The organism is Streptomyces sp. NPDC020362, assembly GCF_040642095.1.
Classification (GTDB): domain Bacteria; phylum Actinomycetota; class Actinomycetes; order Streptomycetales; family Streptomycetaceae; genus Streptomyces.
The window spans coordinates 40,091-56,995 of record NZ_JBFAET010000008.1; the positions used below are offsets into that span (position 1 = coordinate 40,091).

Below are 16,905 nucleotides of genomic sequence, written 5' to 3' on the forward strand. Positions count from 1 at the left end.
ATGTCCTTTCCTCTGCTGACAGCGACGGCGGCGCTCCCGGCCCTCGGGGCCGTCGCCACGGCCGCCGTACCGGCCGCGCAGCGCACCGCCGCCAAGTGGCTGGCGCTGCTGGTCTCGCTCGCCACCCTCGCCCTGGCGATCACCGTCCTGGTCCGCTTCGACCCGGACGGCGCCCGCTACCAGCTCACCGAATCCCATGCCTGGATCGCGGACTTCGGGGTCAGGTACGAACTGGGCGTCGACGGCATCGCGGTCGCGCTCATCGCGCTGACGGCCCTGCTGATCCCGTTCATCGTCCTCGCGGGCTGGCACGACGCCGACCCGCTGGAGACGGGCAGCAAGAGGTGGCGGCCGACCCAGGGCTTCTTCGCCCTGATCCTCGCCGTCGAGGCGATGGTGCTCATCTCCTTCGAGGCCACCGACGTCTTCCTCTTCTACATCTTCTTCGAAGCCATGCTCATCCCGATGTACTTCCTCATCGGCGGCTTCGGGGACCGCGCCCACGAGCACGGCGAGGCGGCGGCCTCGACGCAACGGTCGTACGCGGCCGTCAAGTTCCTCCTCTACAACCTGGCCGGCGGTCTGATCATGCTGGCCGCGGTGATCGGCCTCTACGTGGTCGCCGGGAACTTCAGCCTCCAGGAGATCGTGCAGGCCCGCGCGAGCGGCTCGCTGCACATGGCGACCAGCACCGAGCGCTGGCTGTTCCTCGGCTTCTTCTTCGCCTTCGCGGTGAAGGCGCCGCTGTGGCCGCTGCACACCTGGCTGCCCAACGCCATGCAGGAGTCCACCGCCCCGGTCGCCGTCCTGATCACCGCGGTCGTCGACAAGGTGGGCACCTTCGCGATGCTCCGCTTCTGCCTCCAGCTGTTCCCGGAGGCGAGCAAGTGGGCGACGCCCGCCATCCTCGTACTGGCGCTGATCAGCATCGTCTACGGCGCGCTGCTCGCCGTCGGCCAGCGGGACATCAAGCGACTGGTGGCCTATGCGTCGATCTCGCACTTCGGCTTCATCATCATGGGCATCTTCGCGATGACCAGCCAGGGCCAGTCCGGCGCCACGCTCTACATGGTCAACCACGGCATCTCCACGGCCGCGCTGATGCTGGTCGCCGGCTTCCTGATCTCCCGGCGCGGCTCGCGGCTCATCGCCGACTACGGAGGCGTGCAGAAGGTCGCCCCGGTGCTCGCCGGCACCTTCCTGATCGGCGGCCTCGCCACTCTCTCGCTGCCCGGCCTCGCACCGTTCGTGAGTGAGTTCCTCGTCCTGGTCGGCACCTTCACGCGGTACCCGGTGATCGGCATCATCGCCACCTTGGGCATCGTCCTCGCCGCGCTCTACACGCTGGTGCTGTACCAGCGGACGATGACGGGCCCGGTGAAACCCGAGGTCTCGGCGATGCCCGATCTCCGCGCGCGCGAGCTGGTGGTCGTCGCCCCGCTGATCGTGCTTCTGATCTTCCTGGGCGTCTACCCGAAGCCCGTCACGGACATCGTCAACCCGGCGGTCAAACAGACCATGTCGGACGTACACAAGACCGACCCCAAGCCCTCGGTGGAGGCGGCCAAGTGAGCGCAACAGCCGTCCACAGCCTGTGGACAACCGCGGCCGAGCCGATCTCGAAGATCCCGGCACCGAAGATCGAATACGGGCAATTGTCGCCGACCCTGATCGTCGTCGGCGCGGCACTGGTCGGCGTGCTGATCGAGGCGTTCGTTCCGCGCAAGTCCCGTTACTACGCCCAGGTGTTCGTGTCCGTCGTAGCCCTGTGCGCCGCGTTCGCCGCGGTGGTCGCGCTGGCAGCCGACGGATACGGCACCACGAAGGCGCACATCGCGGCCATGGGCGCGATCGCGGTCGACGGGCCGGCCCTGTTCCTGCAGGGCACGATCCTCCTGGCCGGCCTGGTGGGCCTGTTCACCTTCGCCGAGCGGCGCCTGGACCCGGCGGCGCACGGCAACCGGGTCGACTCCTTCGCCGCGCAGGCCGCGTCCGTGCCGGGCAGCGACAGCGAGAAGGCCGCCGTGAAGGCCGGGTTCACCACCACCGAGGCCTTCCCGCTCCTGCTCTTCGCGATCGCCGGCATGCTGGTGTTCCCCTCGGCCAACGACCTGCTGACGCTGTTCGTGGCCCTGGAGGTCTTCTCGCTGCCGCTCTACCTGCTGTGCGCCCTGGCCCGCCGCAAGCGGCTGATGTCGCAGGAGGCCGCGGTCAAGTACTTCCTGCTCGGCGCGTTCGCCTCGGCGTTCACGCTGTTCGGCATCGCGCTCCTGTACGGCTACGCGGGCTCGGTGTCGTACGCGCGCATCGCGCAGGTCGTCGACGGCACGGTCACCAGCGTCGACCCGGCGCTGGCCAACACGATGGGCAACGACGCACTGCTGCTGCTCGGCAGCGCCCTGATCCTGATGGGCCTGCTGTTCAAGGTGGGCGCGGTGCCGTTCCACATGTGGACGCCCGACGTGTACCAGGGTGCACCCACGCCCGTGACCGGGTTCATGGCGGCGGCGACGAAGGTGGCGGCGTTCGGAGCGCTGCTGCGCCTGCTGTACGTCGTCCTGCCCGGGATGCGCTGGGACTGGCGGCCGGTCATGTGGGCGGTGGCGATCATCACCATGCTGGGCGGCGCGATCATCGCGATCACGCAGACCGACATCAAGCGGCTGCTGGCGTACTCGTCCATCGCGCACGCCGGATTCATCCTCGCAGGTGTCATCGCGACCTCGAAGGACGGCGTGTCGTCCGTCCTCTTCTACCTGGCCGGGTACTCGTTCGTGACGATCGGCGCCTTCGCGGTGGTCACGCTGGTGCGCGACGCGGGTGGCGAGGCGACGCACCTGTCCAAGTGGGCCGGGCTCGGACGCCGTTCCCCGCTGGTGGCCGCGGTGTTCGCGGTCTTCCTGCTGGCCTTCGCCGGTATCCCGCTGACCTCCGGTTTCGCCGGGAAGTTCGCCGTGTTCAAGGCGGCGGCCGACGGCGGCGCGGCCCCGCTGGTCGTGGTCGGTGTGATCTCCTCGGCGATCGCCGCGTTCTTCTACATCCGCGTGATCGTGCTGATGTTCTTCAGCGAGCCGAAGCCGGAGGGCCCGACCGTGGCCGTGCCCTCCCCGCTGACGATGGCGGCGATCGGCGTGGGCGTGGCGGTGACGCTGGTGCTCGGTGTGGCGCCGCAGTACTTCCTGAACCTGGCGAGCCAGGCGGGCGTGTTCGTGCGCTGACCGCCCCGTCGTACAGACCGCTGCCCGGCACCCTCGTTCGGAGGGGTGCCGGGCAGCGGCGTATTTGAGGGTCACTGATCCCTGTCGCGGCGCGTCTTGATCTGCTTCAGGTCGAGATCCGGCGGGAAAGGCAGGTCCAGCTTCATCCGCTCGCGGAAGATCCAGACGCAGGTGTACGCCCCGGTCGTCGGCTCCCGCTCGAAGGCGTGGACCACGGCGCGACCCTCTTCGTTCTCGACCCGCCAGTAGTGGGGGATCCTCGCGCGGCCGTACTTCATCGGCTTGGTCTCGCGGTCCCGAGACACGGATTTCCAGTGCATTCACGCTATCGGGCAGAAACGGGCAAGTTTCCCGCGAACGTGTGAACAGCAGTCGTGTCCTTGACAGGGTGCACGGCGGCGAACCTGTGGATAACTCCGAGGCTGTCGTACCGGGCCCCTATCGTGGAGGCAGTGGTCGAGGGACGACGTACGGGGGACACGACGATGCGCGGGACGGGCGTGATCAAGGAGATGCCAGACGCGGCCTCGAGCGAGGCGCTGGCGACGCTGCACCGGATCTTCGGGTACGAGGCCTTCCGCGGCGAACAGGAAGCGATCATCGAGCATGTGGTGACGGGCGGCGACGCCCTCGTCCTCATGCCGACCGGCGGCGGCAAGTCGCTGTGCTACCAGATCCCGGCCCTGGTCAGACCCGGGACGGGAGTGGTGATCTCGCCGCTGATCGCGCTGATGCAGGACCAGGTGGACGCCCTGCGGGCCCTCGGCGTGCGGGCCGGCTTCATCAACTCCACGCAGGACTTCGACGAGCGGCGCGTGGTGGAGGCCGAGTTCCTCGCGGGCGAGCTGGACCTGATCTACCTGGCGCCGGAGCGGCTGCGGGTGGAGGCCACGCTCGACCGCCTGTCCCGCGGCAAGATCTCCGTCTTCGCGATCGACGAGGCGCACTGCGTGTCCCAGTGGGGCCACGACTTCCGCCCCGACTACCTGGCCCTCTCCCTGCTCGGCGAGCGCTGGCCGGACGTCCCGCGGATCGCCCTCACGGCGACGGCCACACGCGCCACGCACCAGGAGATCACCCAGCGGCTGAACCTGCCGGCGGCCCGCCACTTCGTCGCCAGCTTCGACCGGCCCAACATCCAGTACCGGATCGTGCCCAAGGCCGACCCCAGGAAGCAGCTGCTCGCCTTCCTCAGGGAGGAGCATGTGGGTGACGCGGGCATCGTCTACTGCCTCTCCCGCAACTCGGTGGAGCGCACCGCCGAGTTCCTCAGCAGCAACGGCATCGAGGCGGTTCCGTACCACGCGGGCCTGGACGCGGGAACGCGCGCGGCCCACCAGTCCCGGTTCCTGCGCGAGGAGGGCCTGGTCGTGGTCGCGACCATCGCCTTCGGCATGGGCATCGACAAGCCGGACGTGCGATTCGTCGCCCACCTGGACCTGCCCAAGTCGATCGAGGGCTACTACCAGGAGACGGGCCGTGGGGGCCGTGACGGACTGCCCTCCACCGCCTGGATGGCATACGGCCTCAACGACGTCATCCAGCAGCGCAAGCTGATCCAGTCCGGCGAGGGCGACGAGGCGTTCCGCCGCCGGGCCGCAGCCCACCTCGACGCCATGCTCGCCCTGTGCGAGACGGCCCGGTGCCGACGCGGCCAGCTGCTGGCCTACTTCGGCCAGGACCCCTCGGCCGAGGGCTGCGGCAACTGCGACACCTGCCTCACCCCGCCGGAGACCTGGGACGGCACGATCGCCGCACAGAAGGTGCTGTCGACGGTGGTACGGCTGCAGCGGGAGCGCGGGCAGAAGTTCGGCGCCCTGCAGATCGTCGACATCCTGCTCGGCAAGCGCACCGGCAAGGTGATCCAGTTCGACCACGATCAGCTGTCCGTCTTCGGTATCGGACAGGACCTCGCCGAGGCCGAGTGGCGGGGCGTCGTCCGGCAGCTGCTCGCCCAGGGACTGCTCGCGGTCGAGGGGGAGTACGGCACGCTGGTGCTCACCGAGGCGAGCGGTTCGGTGCTGCGGCGGGAGCGGGAGGTGCCGCTGCGCAAGGAGCCGAAGAAGCAGGCCACGTCCCGGTCGGGCGCGGGCGGTTCCTCCGGCCGGGGCGACCGCAAGGCCAAGGCCGCGGCGGTCGAGCTGCCCGACGAGCTGCTCCCCGCCTTCGAGGCCCTGCGCGCCTGGCGTGCCGAGCAGGCCCGGGAGCAGGGCGTTCCGGCGTACGTCATCTTCCACGACGCCACGCTGCGGGAGATCGTCATGCGGTGGCCGGCATCGGTGCGGGAGCTGGGAACGGTCGGCGGCGTCGGTGAGAAGAAGCTGGCGACGTACGGGGAAGGGGTGCTCGGTGTCCTGTCCTCCCTGGACGGCGCGGGCCCGGCCCCCGAGGCGGCCCCGGCGGGTGATGCCGTGCCGGTACCCGGTGAGGCCCCGGAGGACGACTGGCCCGAGCCGGGCGAAGAGCCGGAGCCGGACGACTGGATGTAGCGCGCCGAAGGCCCTGGGCCCCCTTCTCCTCGGGCGGGGCGCCGGAGGAGAAAGAGGGTGCCGGAGGAGAAGGGGTGTGCTGGGTGAGAGAGGGGTGCTGGGTGAGAGAGGGGTGTGCCTGAGGGTGCGCGATGCGACTGAGGCGATGCGGGGGATCGTCACAGCCCGCGTGCCGCATACGCCCTGACGTCCGCGTCCGGGTCGGCCGTGGCCGTGGCCAGGGCCGCGCGGGCCTCCTCGGCGGCGTTGTGCCGGGTCAGGGCCAGGACCGCCGCCTTGCGCACATCGGCGTTGGGGTCGGCGAGGGCCTTGGCGAGGGCGGGGACGGCCGTGTCGGCGGGCGCGACCGACAGCGCGGTGGCGGCACCGGACCTCACCTGCCAGGCCGGGTCGGACAGAGCGGCGACGGCACGGGCGGCCGGTGGCTCGGGGCAGCCCGCCGTGGCCAGCGCGCCCAGCGCGGCACCGCGCACCAGCGGGTCGGCGTCCTCGGTGAGCCGGTCCAGGGCGCCGGTGAGCAGTTCCCGGGCCGACGGGGCCAGGGGGACCGGGCTGACGGCGGCCAGCGCCTTGGCCACGGCGACACGGACCTCCCGGGAGGGATCGTCCGCCGCGCTCGCCAGCACGGCGGCCGCGTCGACCGAGACGAGGGCTCGCACGGCCTCGATGCGGACGGTGACGTCGGGGTCGGCCAGCGCGGAGGCGAACACGGCGGCCTCGCCCAGCCGCAGGGCGCGCAGCACATCGAGGGCGGCCGCGCGGACCACGGGGTCGGCCTCGGCGAGCGCGCCGGTGAGCGTGACACCCAGGGCGGGGTCGGACGGCAGGGTCTCGACCAGCTCGCGCAGTGAGGCCGCGGCAGCGGCGCGGACCTCGGCGTCGGGGTCCGCGAGGGCACCGGCCAGGGCCTGCCCGGTGCCGGGCGGCACGGTCTCGGTGAGGACCGAGACGGCGGTACGCCTCACCGCAGGGTCGGGGTCGGACAAGTAGGGCTTCAGGGAGGTCAGTTCGGGCTCCGCCTCGGCCAGCTCCAGCAGCTCGAGGAGCCGCGGCGAGGCGGTGTCCGGGGCGCGACCCGGATCCGCGGACCCGGCTGCGCGGGTGGACGTCGGTCCGGCGGCGACCGGTGCCGCATCGCGCGGACCGGCCGTGGCGACGTCCTCGGGGCGGACCTCGCCCAACTGCCGGGAGGAGCCGCCGACCGGGGCGTAGCCGTCGACCGGGACCAGATAGGGAGCCACGGGACGGGCCGTGAACTCCATGGCACCAGAGGGGGACTTGTGCAGATCGAGATGGTGGAACCAGGAGGAGTCGTCGCGCAGAGGGTGGTCGATGCGGTCGTGATAGAGCCCCCAGCGGGACTCGGTGCGGGCGAGGGAGGCGCGGGCGGCCATCTCCGCGCAGTCGCGTATGAAGGCGACCTCGGCGCAGCGCATCAGCTCGTGCGGGGTGCGGGCGCCCATCGCGGCGATGTCGGCGTGCATCCGCTCGAACGCCTCCAGGGCGAGGGAGAGGCGGGCGCCGGACTTGGGCGGTGCCACGTAGCCGTTCACGAAGCGGCGCAGCTTGTACTCGACCTGGGTCTGCGGCGGGCCGCCCGGGTTGCGCAGCGGGCGGTAGATCAGCTCGTGCGCCTCGCGCAGCTGGTCCGCGGGAAGTTCGCCGTCGTACGCCGTGTAGTGGGCGGCGTCCGCGCCCGCGAGGTCGCCGAAGACGAAGGCGCCGATCATGTAGTTGTGCGGGACGCAGGCCAGGTCGCCGGCGGCGTACAGGCGGGCGACGGTCGTCCGGGCGTGGTCGTCGACCCGGACGCCGGAGGCGGAGTGGCCGCCGCACAGGCCGATCTCGGAGATGTGCATCTCGATGTCGTGGGTGCGGTAGTCGTGCCCCCGGCCGGCGTGGAAGGTGCCCCGGGTGGGGCGCTCGGTGGAGTGCAGGATCGACTCCAGGGCCGAGACCGACTCCTCGGGAAGATGGCTCAGCTTCAGGTAGACCGGGCCGCGGTCGCTGGCCACCTCGGCCGCGAACTCGGCCATCATCTGCCCGGACCAGTAGTCGGAGTCGACGAAGCGTTCGCCGTGCCGGTTGACCTGGTAGCCGCCGAACGGGTTGGCGACGTAGGCGCAGGCCGGACCGTTGTAGTCCTTGATCAACGGGTTGATCTGGAAGCACTCGATGCCGGTCAGCTCGGCCCCCGCGTGGTAGGCCATGGCGTAGCCGTCGCCGGCGTTGGTCGGGTTCTCGTAGGTGCCGTAGAGGTATCCGGAGGCGGGCAGGCCGAGGCGGCCGCAGGCACCGGTCGCGAGGATCACCGCACCCGCGCGGACGGTCACGAAAGCGCCGGTGCGGGTGTGGAAGCCGACGGCACCCACGGCCCGCCCGTCGTCGGGAGCGGTCAGCACGCGCACCGGCATGACCCGGTTCTCGATGCGGATCCGCTCCCGCATCTCCCGCCGCCGCAGTTGCCGGTACAGGACCTTCTTGACGTCCTTGCCCTCCGGCATGGGAAGCACGTACGAGCCCGAGCGGTGGACCTGGCGGACCGCGTAGTCGCCGTGCTCGTCCTTCTCGAACTTGACCCCGTACGACTCCAGCCGCTGGACCATCGCGAAGCCGCGGGTGGCGGTCTGGCGGACGGTGGTCTGGTCGACGATGCCGTCGTTGGCACGGGTGATCTCGGCGACGTAGTCGTCGGGCTCGGCGCGGCCCGGGACGACCGCGTTGTTGACGCCGTCCATGCCCATGGCCAGCGCGCCGGAGTGACGGACGTGGGCCTTCTCCAGGAGCAGGACGCTCGCACCGCGCTCGGCGGCGCTCAGGGCGGCCATGGTGCCGGCGGTGCCTCCGCCGATGACGAGGACGTCGCAGGTCAGCTCCTCGGCGTCGGTGACAGCGGGGATCTCCACGGAGGTCTGTGCGGGGGCGTTCGCGGGGGTGGTCACCGGGGTGCCTTTCAGATGCCGAGCGAGGAGAGGACGTCGCGGCGCAGGGCCACGCGGGCCGGGTCGTCGAGGGCGCCGCGGTCACGCGGGCGCGGTACGTCGCGTACGGAGGCCACGCGGCCGGCGCCGAGGAGGGCGACGCGGTCGCCGAGGAAGAGCGCCTCGTCCACGTCGTGGGTGACGAAGACGACGGTCGCACCCGTGCCGCGCAACACCTCCACCAGCAGGTCCTGCATGCCGGAGCGGGTCTGTGCGTCGAGGGCGCCGAAGGGTTCGTCCATGAGGACCGCGCGCGGGCTGTCGGCCAGTGCGCGGGCCAACTGGGCGCGTTGGCGCTGCCCGCCGGACACGCGGTGCGGCAACTGCCCTGCCTGCGCGGTGAGGCCGACGCGGCCGAGCCAGGACTCGGCCCGGGCGCGGCGTTCGGCGCGCGGTACGCCGCTGATGGCGAGCGGGAGTTCGACGTTTCCGCGCAGGGTGCGCCAGGGCAGCAGCGCGTCCTCCTGGAAGACCAGCGCACGGTCGGCCGACGGCCCGGTCAGCGGGCGGCCGTCCTGCTCCGCCGCCCCCACGAGCGGGGACAGCAGCCCGGCGAGCGTGCGCAGCAGCGTCGACTTGCCGCAGCCGGAGGGGCCGACGACGGTGAGGATCTCGCCGGGTGCGACGTCCAGGCCGACGTCGTGCAGGACCGGTGCGTCGGGCCGGCCGAGGACGGCGGCCCGCAGCGTGAGCCGGGTTCCGCGTACGCCGGCCGGCGCCGACGCCGGCGCGGCCGGGGCCGCGACAGTCCCGACCGTCTCAGACGAGGTGCTCATCACGCGCCTCCTGCTCGGTGTCGTCGTGGCCCTGGTGCTGGACCTCGGCCTGGTGCTCGGGGTCGCCGTCTGCCTTCACGGCGACCGGGGCGGCGACCCGGGACACCGGAGTGCGGGGCCTGCCGCCGGGGTCGTACGACGTACGGGGCAGCCAGCGGGTGAGGCGCCGGCCGAGAAGTTCCACGGCCGTGGAGGTGACCCAGCCGAGCACACCGATGGTGACCATGCCGACGAAGACGCCGGGATAGTTCACGACCGTGTAGTCCTGCCAGGTGCGGTATCCGACGCCGTACTGGCCGGAGATCATCTCGGCGGAGATCACACAGATCCACGAGACACCGATGCCGACCGACAGGCCGCCGAAGATGCCGGGCAGCGCGCCCGGCAGGACCACCGAGCCGAGGATCCGCAGCCGGCCGCCGCCGAGCGTGCGCACCGCTTCCTCCCACACCGGGGTGAGGGCGCGGACCGAGTGCCGGGTGGAGACCAGCACGGGGAAGAAGGCCGCGGTGCAGGTGATGAAGACGATGCCCTGTTCGTTGGAGGGGAACAGGAGGATCGCGACCGGGACGAGGGCGATCGCCGGGATCGGGCGGACGACCTCTATGAGGGGGCCGAGGAGGTCCTCGGCGAGGCGCGAGCGGGCCACGAGCACGCCCGTCGCCACGCCCAGGACGGCCGCCAGCGCGAAGCCGGTGAGGATCCGGGTGAGGCTGTCGGTCAGGTCGGTCCAGTAGTCGGCTCCGGAGAGCCGCTCGGCGAAGGCCCGGGCCACGTCGGTGACCGTCGGGAACTGCGAGAAGCGCAGCCACAGGTCGATGTCCAGGCTGGTCAGCAGTTGCCACAGGCCGAGCGCGGTGGCCAGGGACGCCACCCGCAGCGCATACCGGGCGAGCGGCCGCCGGGTCATGACGACCGTCCCAGCGCGTCGCTGTAGGAGACCGTGCGGGCGCCGGCGTGCGCTGCGATGTACGCCTGTGCGGTCGCCGGGGCCACGAAGGGCAGCAGCCGGTCGCCGTCGGCCACCCAGACCGCCCTGTCGGCGAACCAGAGGGTGCCGGTGGTGGAGTCGGGGACATAGGCGGCACGGATGCCGCTGCGGTGCCCGGCCACGTAGGCCAGCAGCGCCTTCGGTGACGTGAAGGAGACGGTCTTCTCGCTGCCCTTGGCCCAGACCTCGCCGGCTGCCGGTGCGGGTGCGGCGGTGAGCTGCCGGGCGTAGGCGGCGCCGAGCGCCTTCTTCACGTACTGGTCGTCGACGAAGGCGTCCACGTCGATGTCACCGGTCAGCTTGGCCGCCTTCAGCACGGAGACGTCCTGCTTCAGCGCGGAGACGAGCCTGGGTTTGACGGCCGGGTCGAAGGTCGCGATGCCGTGGGCGCCGTTGTAGAGGTAGACCACCTCGGCGGGCAGGCCGGTGGCTTCGGCGACCTTCTCGGCGGCGGCCACGGGGCGGTCGTCGAGGTAGTCCGTGGCCTGCGCCTGGGCCTTGAGGAAGGTCTCCAGGACGGCCGGGTGCTTCTGGATGAAGTCCTCGCGGGCGGTGACGCCGTGGAACGTGGGGAGGTTCAGCTGGGCGCCGTCGTACAGGGCCTTCGCCTTGCCCTGGTAGGCGAGCAGGCCCGGCCAGGCGACGAACTGCGACAGCGCGTCCACACTGCCGGCGGAGAGGGCCGAAGCTCCCACGGCGGGCTGCTGGTTGAGCTTCGAGATGCCGGTGTCCGGGTCGATGCCGGCGCGCTGCAGGGCCCGTACGAGAGTGCCGTCCGCGGCCGAGCCGATGCTCGTGGACACCTTCTTGCCCTTGAGGTCCGTGAGGGAGGTGAGCTTGGAGTCCGGGGCGGTGACCACGGTGTCGAGTCCGCCGCGCAGGTTGTAGCCGGTGACCGACACCAGATGGGTGGGGCGGCCGAGCTGCTTGCCGCGGGCCGCGTTCAGCAGCAGCGGGAAGTCGCCCATCGACCCGATGTCGATCTTCCCGGCGGTCATCTGGGCGGTGATCGGGGCGCCCGTGGCGTAGTCCTGCCAGTCGACCTTGTAGGTGTGGCCGTCGTGGAGGGAGTTCAGCTGCTTCTCGAAGTACCCAAGGGAGCGGAGCAGGGTCCCTGCGGTGACCGTGTTGATGGTCTTGGACTGGTAGCCGACGGTCACGGTGACCGTCGAGCCGCTGCCCGCCTCGGCGCTGCCGCCGCAGGCGGACAGGGGCAGCAGGAGCGCGGCGGCGGACAGGGCAACTGCCATGCGTTTCATGGTGGTTCGGCCTCTCACCGGAGCAGGTCGGAAGGGTCAGCGGAGCAGGTAGGGCATGTTGACCGTGACGGCACCGGTGGGACAGCGCGCCGCGCACGGGCCGCAGTACCAGCACTCGTCGACGTGCATGTACGCCTTGCCGCTGCTCTCGTCGATGGCGAGGGAGTCCAGCGGGCACATGTCGACGCACAGCGTGCAGCCGTCGATGCACTTCGACTCGTCGATGGTCACGGGCACGTCGGCCCGCTGGGGCGCCAAAGGCATGGCTGTCTCCGGGAAACGGGTCAGGCAGGGGTTACGGGCAGGAGTTGTTCAGAGGGCGGCCGGAAGCTGCACAGCGCGGTGCAGGAGGCCGCTCATGGTGATGCGGTCGCCGCGGAAGCGGATGAACTCCAGGTCGACGGGGCGGCCGTCGGCGAGGTGCGTGAGACGTTCCAGCATCAGCACGGCGGCGCCGCGCGGGGCCTGGAGGACGGCGGCGGAGTGGGCGTCCGCGTTCACGGCCTCCAGGGTGATCTCGGCGTGGCCGAGGCGCTGGCCGGTGACGGTTTCCAGCAGCCGGAACACATCGGTGTTCTCCAGATCGGCGCCGAGCAGGGCGGTGCCGATGTCGAGCGGGATGTAGGTGAGGTCGAGGGAGAGGGGGAGGCCGTTGAGGCGGCGCAGGCGTTCGATGCAGAGGACGTCGGCGCCGGCCGGGATGCGGAGGCGTTCGGCCACCGGAGCGGGGGCGCAGGCGGGTCCCATGGTGCGGACCTCGTTGGTGACACGGCCGTGTTCGCGGAGGGTTTCCGCGAGGCCCATCAGGTGGTCGAGCCCGTGCGGGTACTTCTGGGCGACGACGACGGTGCCGACGCCGGGCAGCCGTTCCACCAGGCCCTCCGCCCGGAGCAGGTCCAGGGCTTGGCGGACGGTGTTGCGGGAGGCGCGGTAGTCGGCGGCGAGGGTGGACTCGTGGGGAAGGGCGCCGCCCGTGAAAGCGCCGGTGAGGAGCTGGCGGCGCAGCAGGTCGGCGAGCTGCCGGGCCCGGTCCGCACGCAGCCGGCGACGGGCGCGGTGGGCGGCGACGGTGGTCGCGGCGCCCTGACCGGCATGGTCTCGGAGGCGTTCGGTGGGTGGCATGGCTGGAACCATACCGAGCAGGTGGGGAAGGGGGTGTTGCCGGAGTGTTGCGCCAGCTGAGGGATCGTCGAGCAGGCCGCTGACCTGGGATTTCGTCCGAAAGGAAGGGAAGATCTGCCACCCGGCCGGCTGCGTCGGCCCGCGTCCAGGAGTCAGTTCAGGGCCCTCAGCCCGGGAGCGAACGTGATCAGGAGCGGCAGCAACGGCACCAGCGCGGCCACCGTCGTCGTCAGTGCCCGGTGCCGGCGCAGCAGCCGTGGCGGGGGCTCCAGCAGCCGGTCCACGCGCTCGCCGAGGAGGCGGCGGCTGGAGGCGCAGGACAGCACGCCGCGGTGCTGGTTCAGCTCGATGAGCGCCAGGGCGGTGGTGAGGTGGCCGCAGCGGCGGGACGCCGTGTCGTCGGCGGCCAGTTCGACCAGCCGGTGGGTCTGGTCGCAGAAGTGGGCGAAGAGCGGGACGCGCGGGAAGCCCGTGGCGAGAGCGGTGGACAGGTGGAGCAGCCAGTCGTGGTGGGCGCGGGCGTGACCGCGCTCATGGGTGAGGACCGCGTCCAGCTGGTGGTCGGTGAGGCGGTGCAGCGCCCCGGTGGTCACGACCAGCTGGGGCGGGTGGCCCGGCATCCACCAGGCGTCCGGGTACTCGTCCTCCAGCACCAGCATCGGTCCGCGTGCCGCGGGCAGCCCCGCGGGCAGGTCGGGGGCGCGCTCGCGCAGATGTGCCCGGGCCCGGCCACGGCGGCGGCGTGCCTCGGCGAGTTCCCGGGCGAGCATCGCCGTCGTCCAGGCGGCCCCGCAGGCCAGCAGCATGGTGAGGGCGACGGCCCAGACCGGGGCCGCGGACAGGTCGTACGCGGCGGTGACGGCGGGCGGGGCGGGGGCGAACACGTGGTCGCGGACGGTGTGGAAGACGGCCGCCGCGCCCAGGACCAGTGCGGTCAGACAGCACAGCAGCACCGTGGCGACCAGGCACTGCCACACCCACAACGCGACCACGGGGTCCCGCTCGGGCCAGACGGCCCGGGTCAGCGCGCGCGGCGCCGGGACGGCGGCCGTCAGGGCGAGGACGCTCAGCAGGAGCAGGCAGACGGTCATGCCGGGGCTCCGGTTCCTGGTCGGAGACGGGTGCGGGTGTCGGGCGGTGCGGGGCGGTGCACGGGGGGCATCGCGTGGTGGATGGTGCCTGTCCCCGTCAGTATGACGGGGACAGGGGGCAGGAGTCAGGTGTCCGGCAGCGATCGCGCCCGCCCCGTGCCTCCGGCAGTGCTCCCGCCGGGCCCTTCCGTGTCCCGGGACGCACTCCTACCCCCGCAACGCTGCCCGTACCGCCGCGGTCACCGCCTCCTCCGTGGCCCCGAGCGCCCGTGCCCGTCCCACGAACTCCCGTGCCAGCGCGGCGATTTCGGCAGGGTCGGGGCGGTGGGCCGGTGCCGGCAGCGGGGCCACGCGCGTGCCCGCGCCGCGCCGGGTCCGGATCAGGGACGCCGCCTCCAGCTCGCGGTAGGCCCGGGCCACCGTCCCCGCCGCGAGCCCGAGGTCGGCCGCCAGCTGCCGTACCGTCGGCAGCCGTTCGCCCTCCGGCAGGCGGCCGGTGGTGATCAGGCCGGCGAGCTGGGCGCGGATCTGTTCGTAGGGCGGGACGTGGCTGGTGGTGTCGACCCGCACGGCGGCGCCGCTCACCGTGAGCCGCCCCGGCCCGCCCGGCGAAGTATCCACCGCGCGTCGCTCCGGCTCGTCCGGCCAAGTGCCCACCGTCGGCCCGTTCCGTCGGCTCCCCGCCCCCGGGCGGCGCGCGGCGAGCACACGGTGACCAGCGCCCACGGCACGGTGAACAACGCGATCACCGCCAGCGGCCACAGCACCGCGTTGGCCACGGTCCCCACGGTCCCGTCGCAGGTCAGACTCACCAGCGCGCCGGAGGCCGTGGAGGCCGCGCCGAGCAGTGAGGTGGAGACCACCAGCCCCCAGGCCGCGACGACGGCCAGGGCGCGGTCGCGGCGGGACTGCTCGTCGCCGGGCCGACGGGTGATCCGCCTCAGGGACCAGCCGCAGGCAGCGGTGGCGACGGCGAGGGAGGCCAGCATCGGCAGGCCGTACGCGAGGCCGGGCCAGGGGCCGCTCGACTGGGTCACGCCCCGGCAGGTCAGGGTGAGCGCACGGCCGGCCCGGCCCAGGTCGTCCGGCGCCGCCACTGCGCCCGCCGCCACCAGCAACACCACCAGCGCGCCGGCGAGGGCGACGAGCAGCCGGGTGAGGCGGGGCGGCACGTAGTCGCGGACCCGGCGCGGGGCGAGCCCGGCCGTGCGGACGGCGCCGCGCGCGGGCGGGGTCAGCGCGTCGCCCGCCAGCACCCCGGCCACCGCGCACAGCCCGAAGGCCGAGACCGCGTACAGCACGCCCTCGTCGTGGTCGAGCGACGTCAGCCAGCGCCCGGCGAGCGCGCCGACGACCAGGCCCGTCCAGCGCGCGTAGCGGTCGACGGGTGCGCGGGACGCCGGAGCGGTCGCACCAAGGTCGGTATCAGCCATGACGAACCCCCGTGAAAGCAACTGTCTTGTACTCACCACTTGTATCAAGTGGTGAGTACAAGATGCCGCCCCGGCGGATTTGTGTCAAACGGTTGCTACAACCTTCGGCTCACCCCGACACGATGCGCCCGCTGACCTCCCCGAGTCCGACCCGGCCGCCGTCCGCCCCCGGCGCCCATGCCGACAGCGTCACGACGTCCCCGTCCTCCAGGAACGCCCGCTTGCCGTCGGGGAGTTCGAGGGGGTCCCGGCCGTTCCAGGTCAGCTCCAGCAGGCTGCCGCGCTGGTTCTCGTCCGGGCCGCTCACCGTGCCCGAGCCGTACAGGTCGCCGGTGCGCAGCGAGGCCCCGTTCACGGTCATGTGGGCGAGCTGCTGGGCGGCCGTCCAGTACATGGTGGAGAACGGCGGCTCGGACACCACATGGCCGTTGATCGAGACGGAGATCCGCAGGTCGTAGCCGCCGGGTTCGACGTCCGCCGCCGAGTCGTCCAGGTAGGGCAGCAGCGGGTGCGTGCGCTCGGGCGGCGCCACGCGCGCGTGCTCCAGCGCCTCCAGGGGGGTGATCCACGCCGACACCGAGGTGGCGAAGGACTTGCCGAGGAACGGGCCGAGCGGGACGTACTCCCAGGCCTGGATGTCCCGTGCCGACCAGTCGTTCAGCAGGCACAGCCCGAAGACGTGCTCCCGGAAGTCGCCCAGCGCCACCGGCCTTCCCTGCTCGGAGGGCACGCCGACCACGAAGCCGACCTCGGCCTCGATGTCCAGGCGGACGGACGGGCCGAAGACGGGCGCGGGGTCGGCGGGGGCCTTGCGCTGCCCGGACGGCCGTACGACGTCCGTGTCCGAGACCACCACGGTGCCGGAGCGGCCGTGGTAACCGATCGGCAGGTGCTTCCAGTTGGGGGTCAGCGAGTCCTCGGCGTCGGGGCGGAAGATCTGGCCGACGTTCCGGGCGTGGTTCTCGGAGGCGTAGAAGTCGACGTAGTCCGCAACGTCGAAGGGCAGATGGAGGGTCACCGACGAGAGGGGGTGGAACAGCGCCTCGATCGTCGACCGGTGCGAGGGCACCGTCACCCAGGCCGTCAGCGCGCGCCGCACGTCCGACCAGGCCGTGCGCCCGGCCGCCAGCAGCGCGCCGAGCGTGGGCTGCGCGAGCAGGGAGACGTACGGTGAGCCGAGCGCGGCGGCCGCGGCGCCCGCGTCGAGGACATGGTCACCGAGCCGGACGCCGACCCTCCGCTCCGTGCTGCCGGAGGGCGAGAACACGCCGTAGGGAAGGTTGTGCGGGCCGAAGGGGTCGCCCTCGGGGACGTCGAAGGGGGGCATGGAGTACTGCCTCACTCTCATCCGGGCCATGCATGGCGATGCGTTCCATGTGATCGCGCCACACGTTACGGCTGAGGCGGGTGTCTTGGGCAGTGCCCCACGGGGTGCGCGAAAGGTTGCCCGAACAGTGACTAAAGAGTTCGCAATGTCCGAATAGGCCTTGTCGGAGGCGGCAATTCCGGCTTAGCGTCCTTTGGGGGACACGGACGGGGTGGGTC

13 protein-coding genes and 1 pseudogene are annotated in these 16,905 nt (G+C 72.1%); 3 read left to right on the forward strand and 11 right to left on the reverse strand.

Annotated features, from left to right (window positions below; genetic code table 11):
• Together AB0H32_RS05845 and nuoN are read left to right on the forward strand one after the other, a co-directional pair.
• On the forward strand, nt 1-1,572 hold the full coding sequence (locus AB0H32_RS05845; protein WP_361114826.1) for an NADH-quinone oxidoreductase subunit M: 1,572 nt from the start codon (nt 1-3) through the stop codon (nt 1,570-1,572).
• Nucleotides 1,569-3,218 (forward strand): NADH-quinone oxidoreductase subunit NuoN, encoded by a 1,650-nt coding sequence (gene nuoN, locus AB0H32_RS05850; RefSeq protein ID WP_361114829.1) that lies wholly within the window; start codon nt 1,569-1,571, stop codon nt 3,216-3,218. Before AB0H32_RS05845 ends, nuoN begins: the two co-directional genes overlap by 4 nt.
• 71 nt (nt 3,219-3,289) lie before the next feature.
• On the opposite strand, the pseudogene AB0H32_RS05855 reads toward nuoN, so the two are convergent.
• Nucleotides 3,290-3,529, reverse strand: a pseudogene (locus AB0H32_RS05855) (Uma2 family endonuclease); the annotation flags it as partial.
• A gap of 174 nt (nt 3,530-3,703) precedes the next feature.
• Between AB0H32_RS05855 and recQ the strand changes: the two are divergent.
• Nucleotides 3,704-5,707, forward strand: coding sequence for a DNA helicase RecQ (gene recQ / locus AB0H32_RS05860; protein WP_361115045.1), 2,004 nt, complete (start codon nt 3,704-3,706; stop codon nt 5,705-5,707).
• Nucleotides 5,708-5,865: 158 nt separating this feature from the next.
• Here recQ and AB0H32_RS05865 read toward each other — a convergent pair whose 3' ends face one another.
• From AB0H32_RS05865 to fahA, 10 genes are all read right to left on the reverse strand, one after another.
• Complete coding sequence (locus AB0H32_RS05865) at nt 5,866-8,649, reverse strand: fumarate reductase/succinate dehydrogenase flavoprotein subunit (RefSeq protein WP_361114832.1); 2,784 nt, start codon at nt 8,647-8,649, stop codon at nt 5,866-5,868.
• Nucleotides 8,650-8,660: 11 nt separating this feature from the next.
• A complete protein-coding gene (locus AB0H32_RS05870) occupies nt 8,661-9,464 on the reverse strand; it encodes an ABC transporter ATP-binding protein (protein ID WP_361114835.1) in 804 nt (267 codons plus the stop codon).
• Nucleotides 9,448-10,374, reverse strand: a complete 927-nt coding sequence (locus tag AB0H32_RS05875; RefSeq protein WP_361114837.1) for an ABC transporter permease — start codon at nt 10,372-10,374, stop codon at nt 9,448-9,450. The genes AB0H32_RS05870 and AB0H32_RS05875 overlap by 17 nt, the downstream gene beginning before the upstream one ends.
• Nucleotides 10,371-11,714 carry an ABC transporter substrate-binding protein gene (locus tag AB0H32_RS05880; RefSeq protein WP_361114840.1) on the reverse strand — a complete coding sequence of 448 codons (1,344 nt, stop codon included), beginning with the start codon at nt 11,712-11,714 and terminating at the stop codon, nt 10,371-10,373. The genes AB0H32_RS05875 and AB0H32_RS05880 overlap by 4 nt, the downstream gene beginning before the upstream one ends.
• 36 nt (nt 11,715-11,750) lie before the next feature.
• Nucleotides 11,751-11,978 (reverse strand): ferredoxin family protein, encoded by a 228-nt coding sequence (locus AB0H32_RS05885; RefSeq protein ID WP_030347217.1) that lies wholly within the window; start codon nt 11,976-11,978, stop codon nt 11,751-11,753.
• A gap of 48 nt (nt 11,979-12,026) precedes the next feature.
• The gene (locus AB0H32_RS05890) at nt 12,027-12,836 is read right to left on the reverse strand and encodes a GntR family transcriptional regulator (RefSeq protein ID WP_361114844.1); all 810 of its coding nucleotides are present in this window, start codon (nt 12,834-12,836) and stop codon (nt 12,027-12,029) included.
• 152 nt (nt 12,837-12,988) lie between these two features.
• A complete protein-coding gene (locus AB0H32_RS05895) occupies nt 12,989-13,927 on the reverse strand; it encodes a M56 family metallopeptidase (protein ID WP_361114847.1) in 939 nt (312 codons plus the stop codon).
• Between the two features lie 207 nt (nt 13,928-14,134).
• A complete protein-coding gene (locus AB0H32_RS05900; protein ID WP_361114850.1) occupies nt 14,135-14,512 on the reverse strand; it encodes a GntR family transcriptional regulator in 378 nt (125 codons plus the stop codon).
• Complete coding sequence (locus AB0H32_RS05905) at nt 14,509-15,360, reverse strand: hypothetical protein (RefSeq protein WP_361114854.1); 852 nt, start codon at nt 15,358-15,360, stop codon at nt 14,509-14,511. The genes AB0H32_RS05900 and AB0H32_RS05905 overlap by 4 nt, the downstream gene beginning before the upstream one ends.
• Before the next feature lie 109 nt (nt 15,361-15,469).
• Nucleotides 15,470-16,687: a fumarylacetoacetase gene (fahA, locus tag AB0H32_RS05910; protein WP_361114857.1), complete on the reverse strand. Its 1,218-nt coding sequence runs from the start codon at nt 16,685-16,687 to the stop codon at nt 15,470-15,472.
• Between the last annotated feature and the right edge of the window lie 218 nt (nt 16,688-16,905).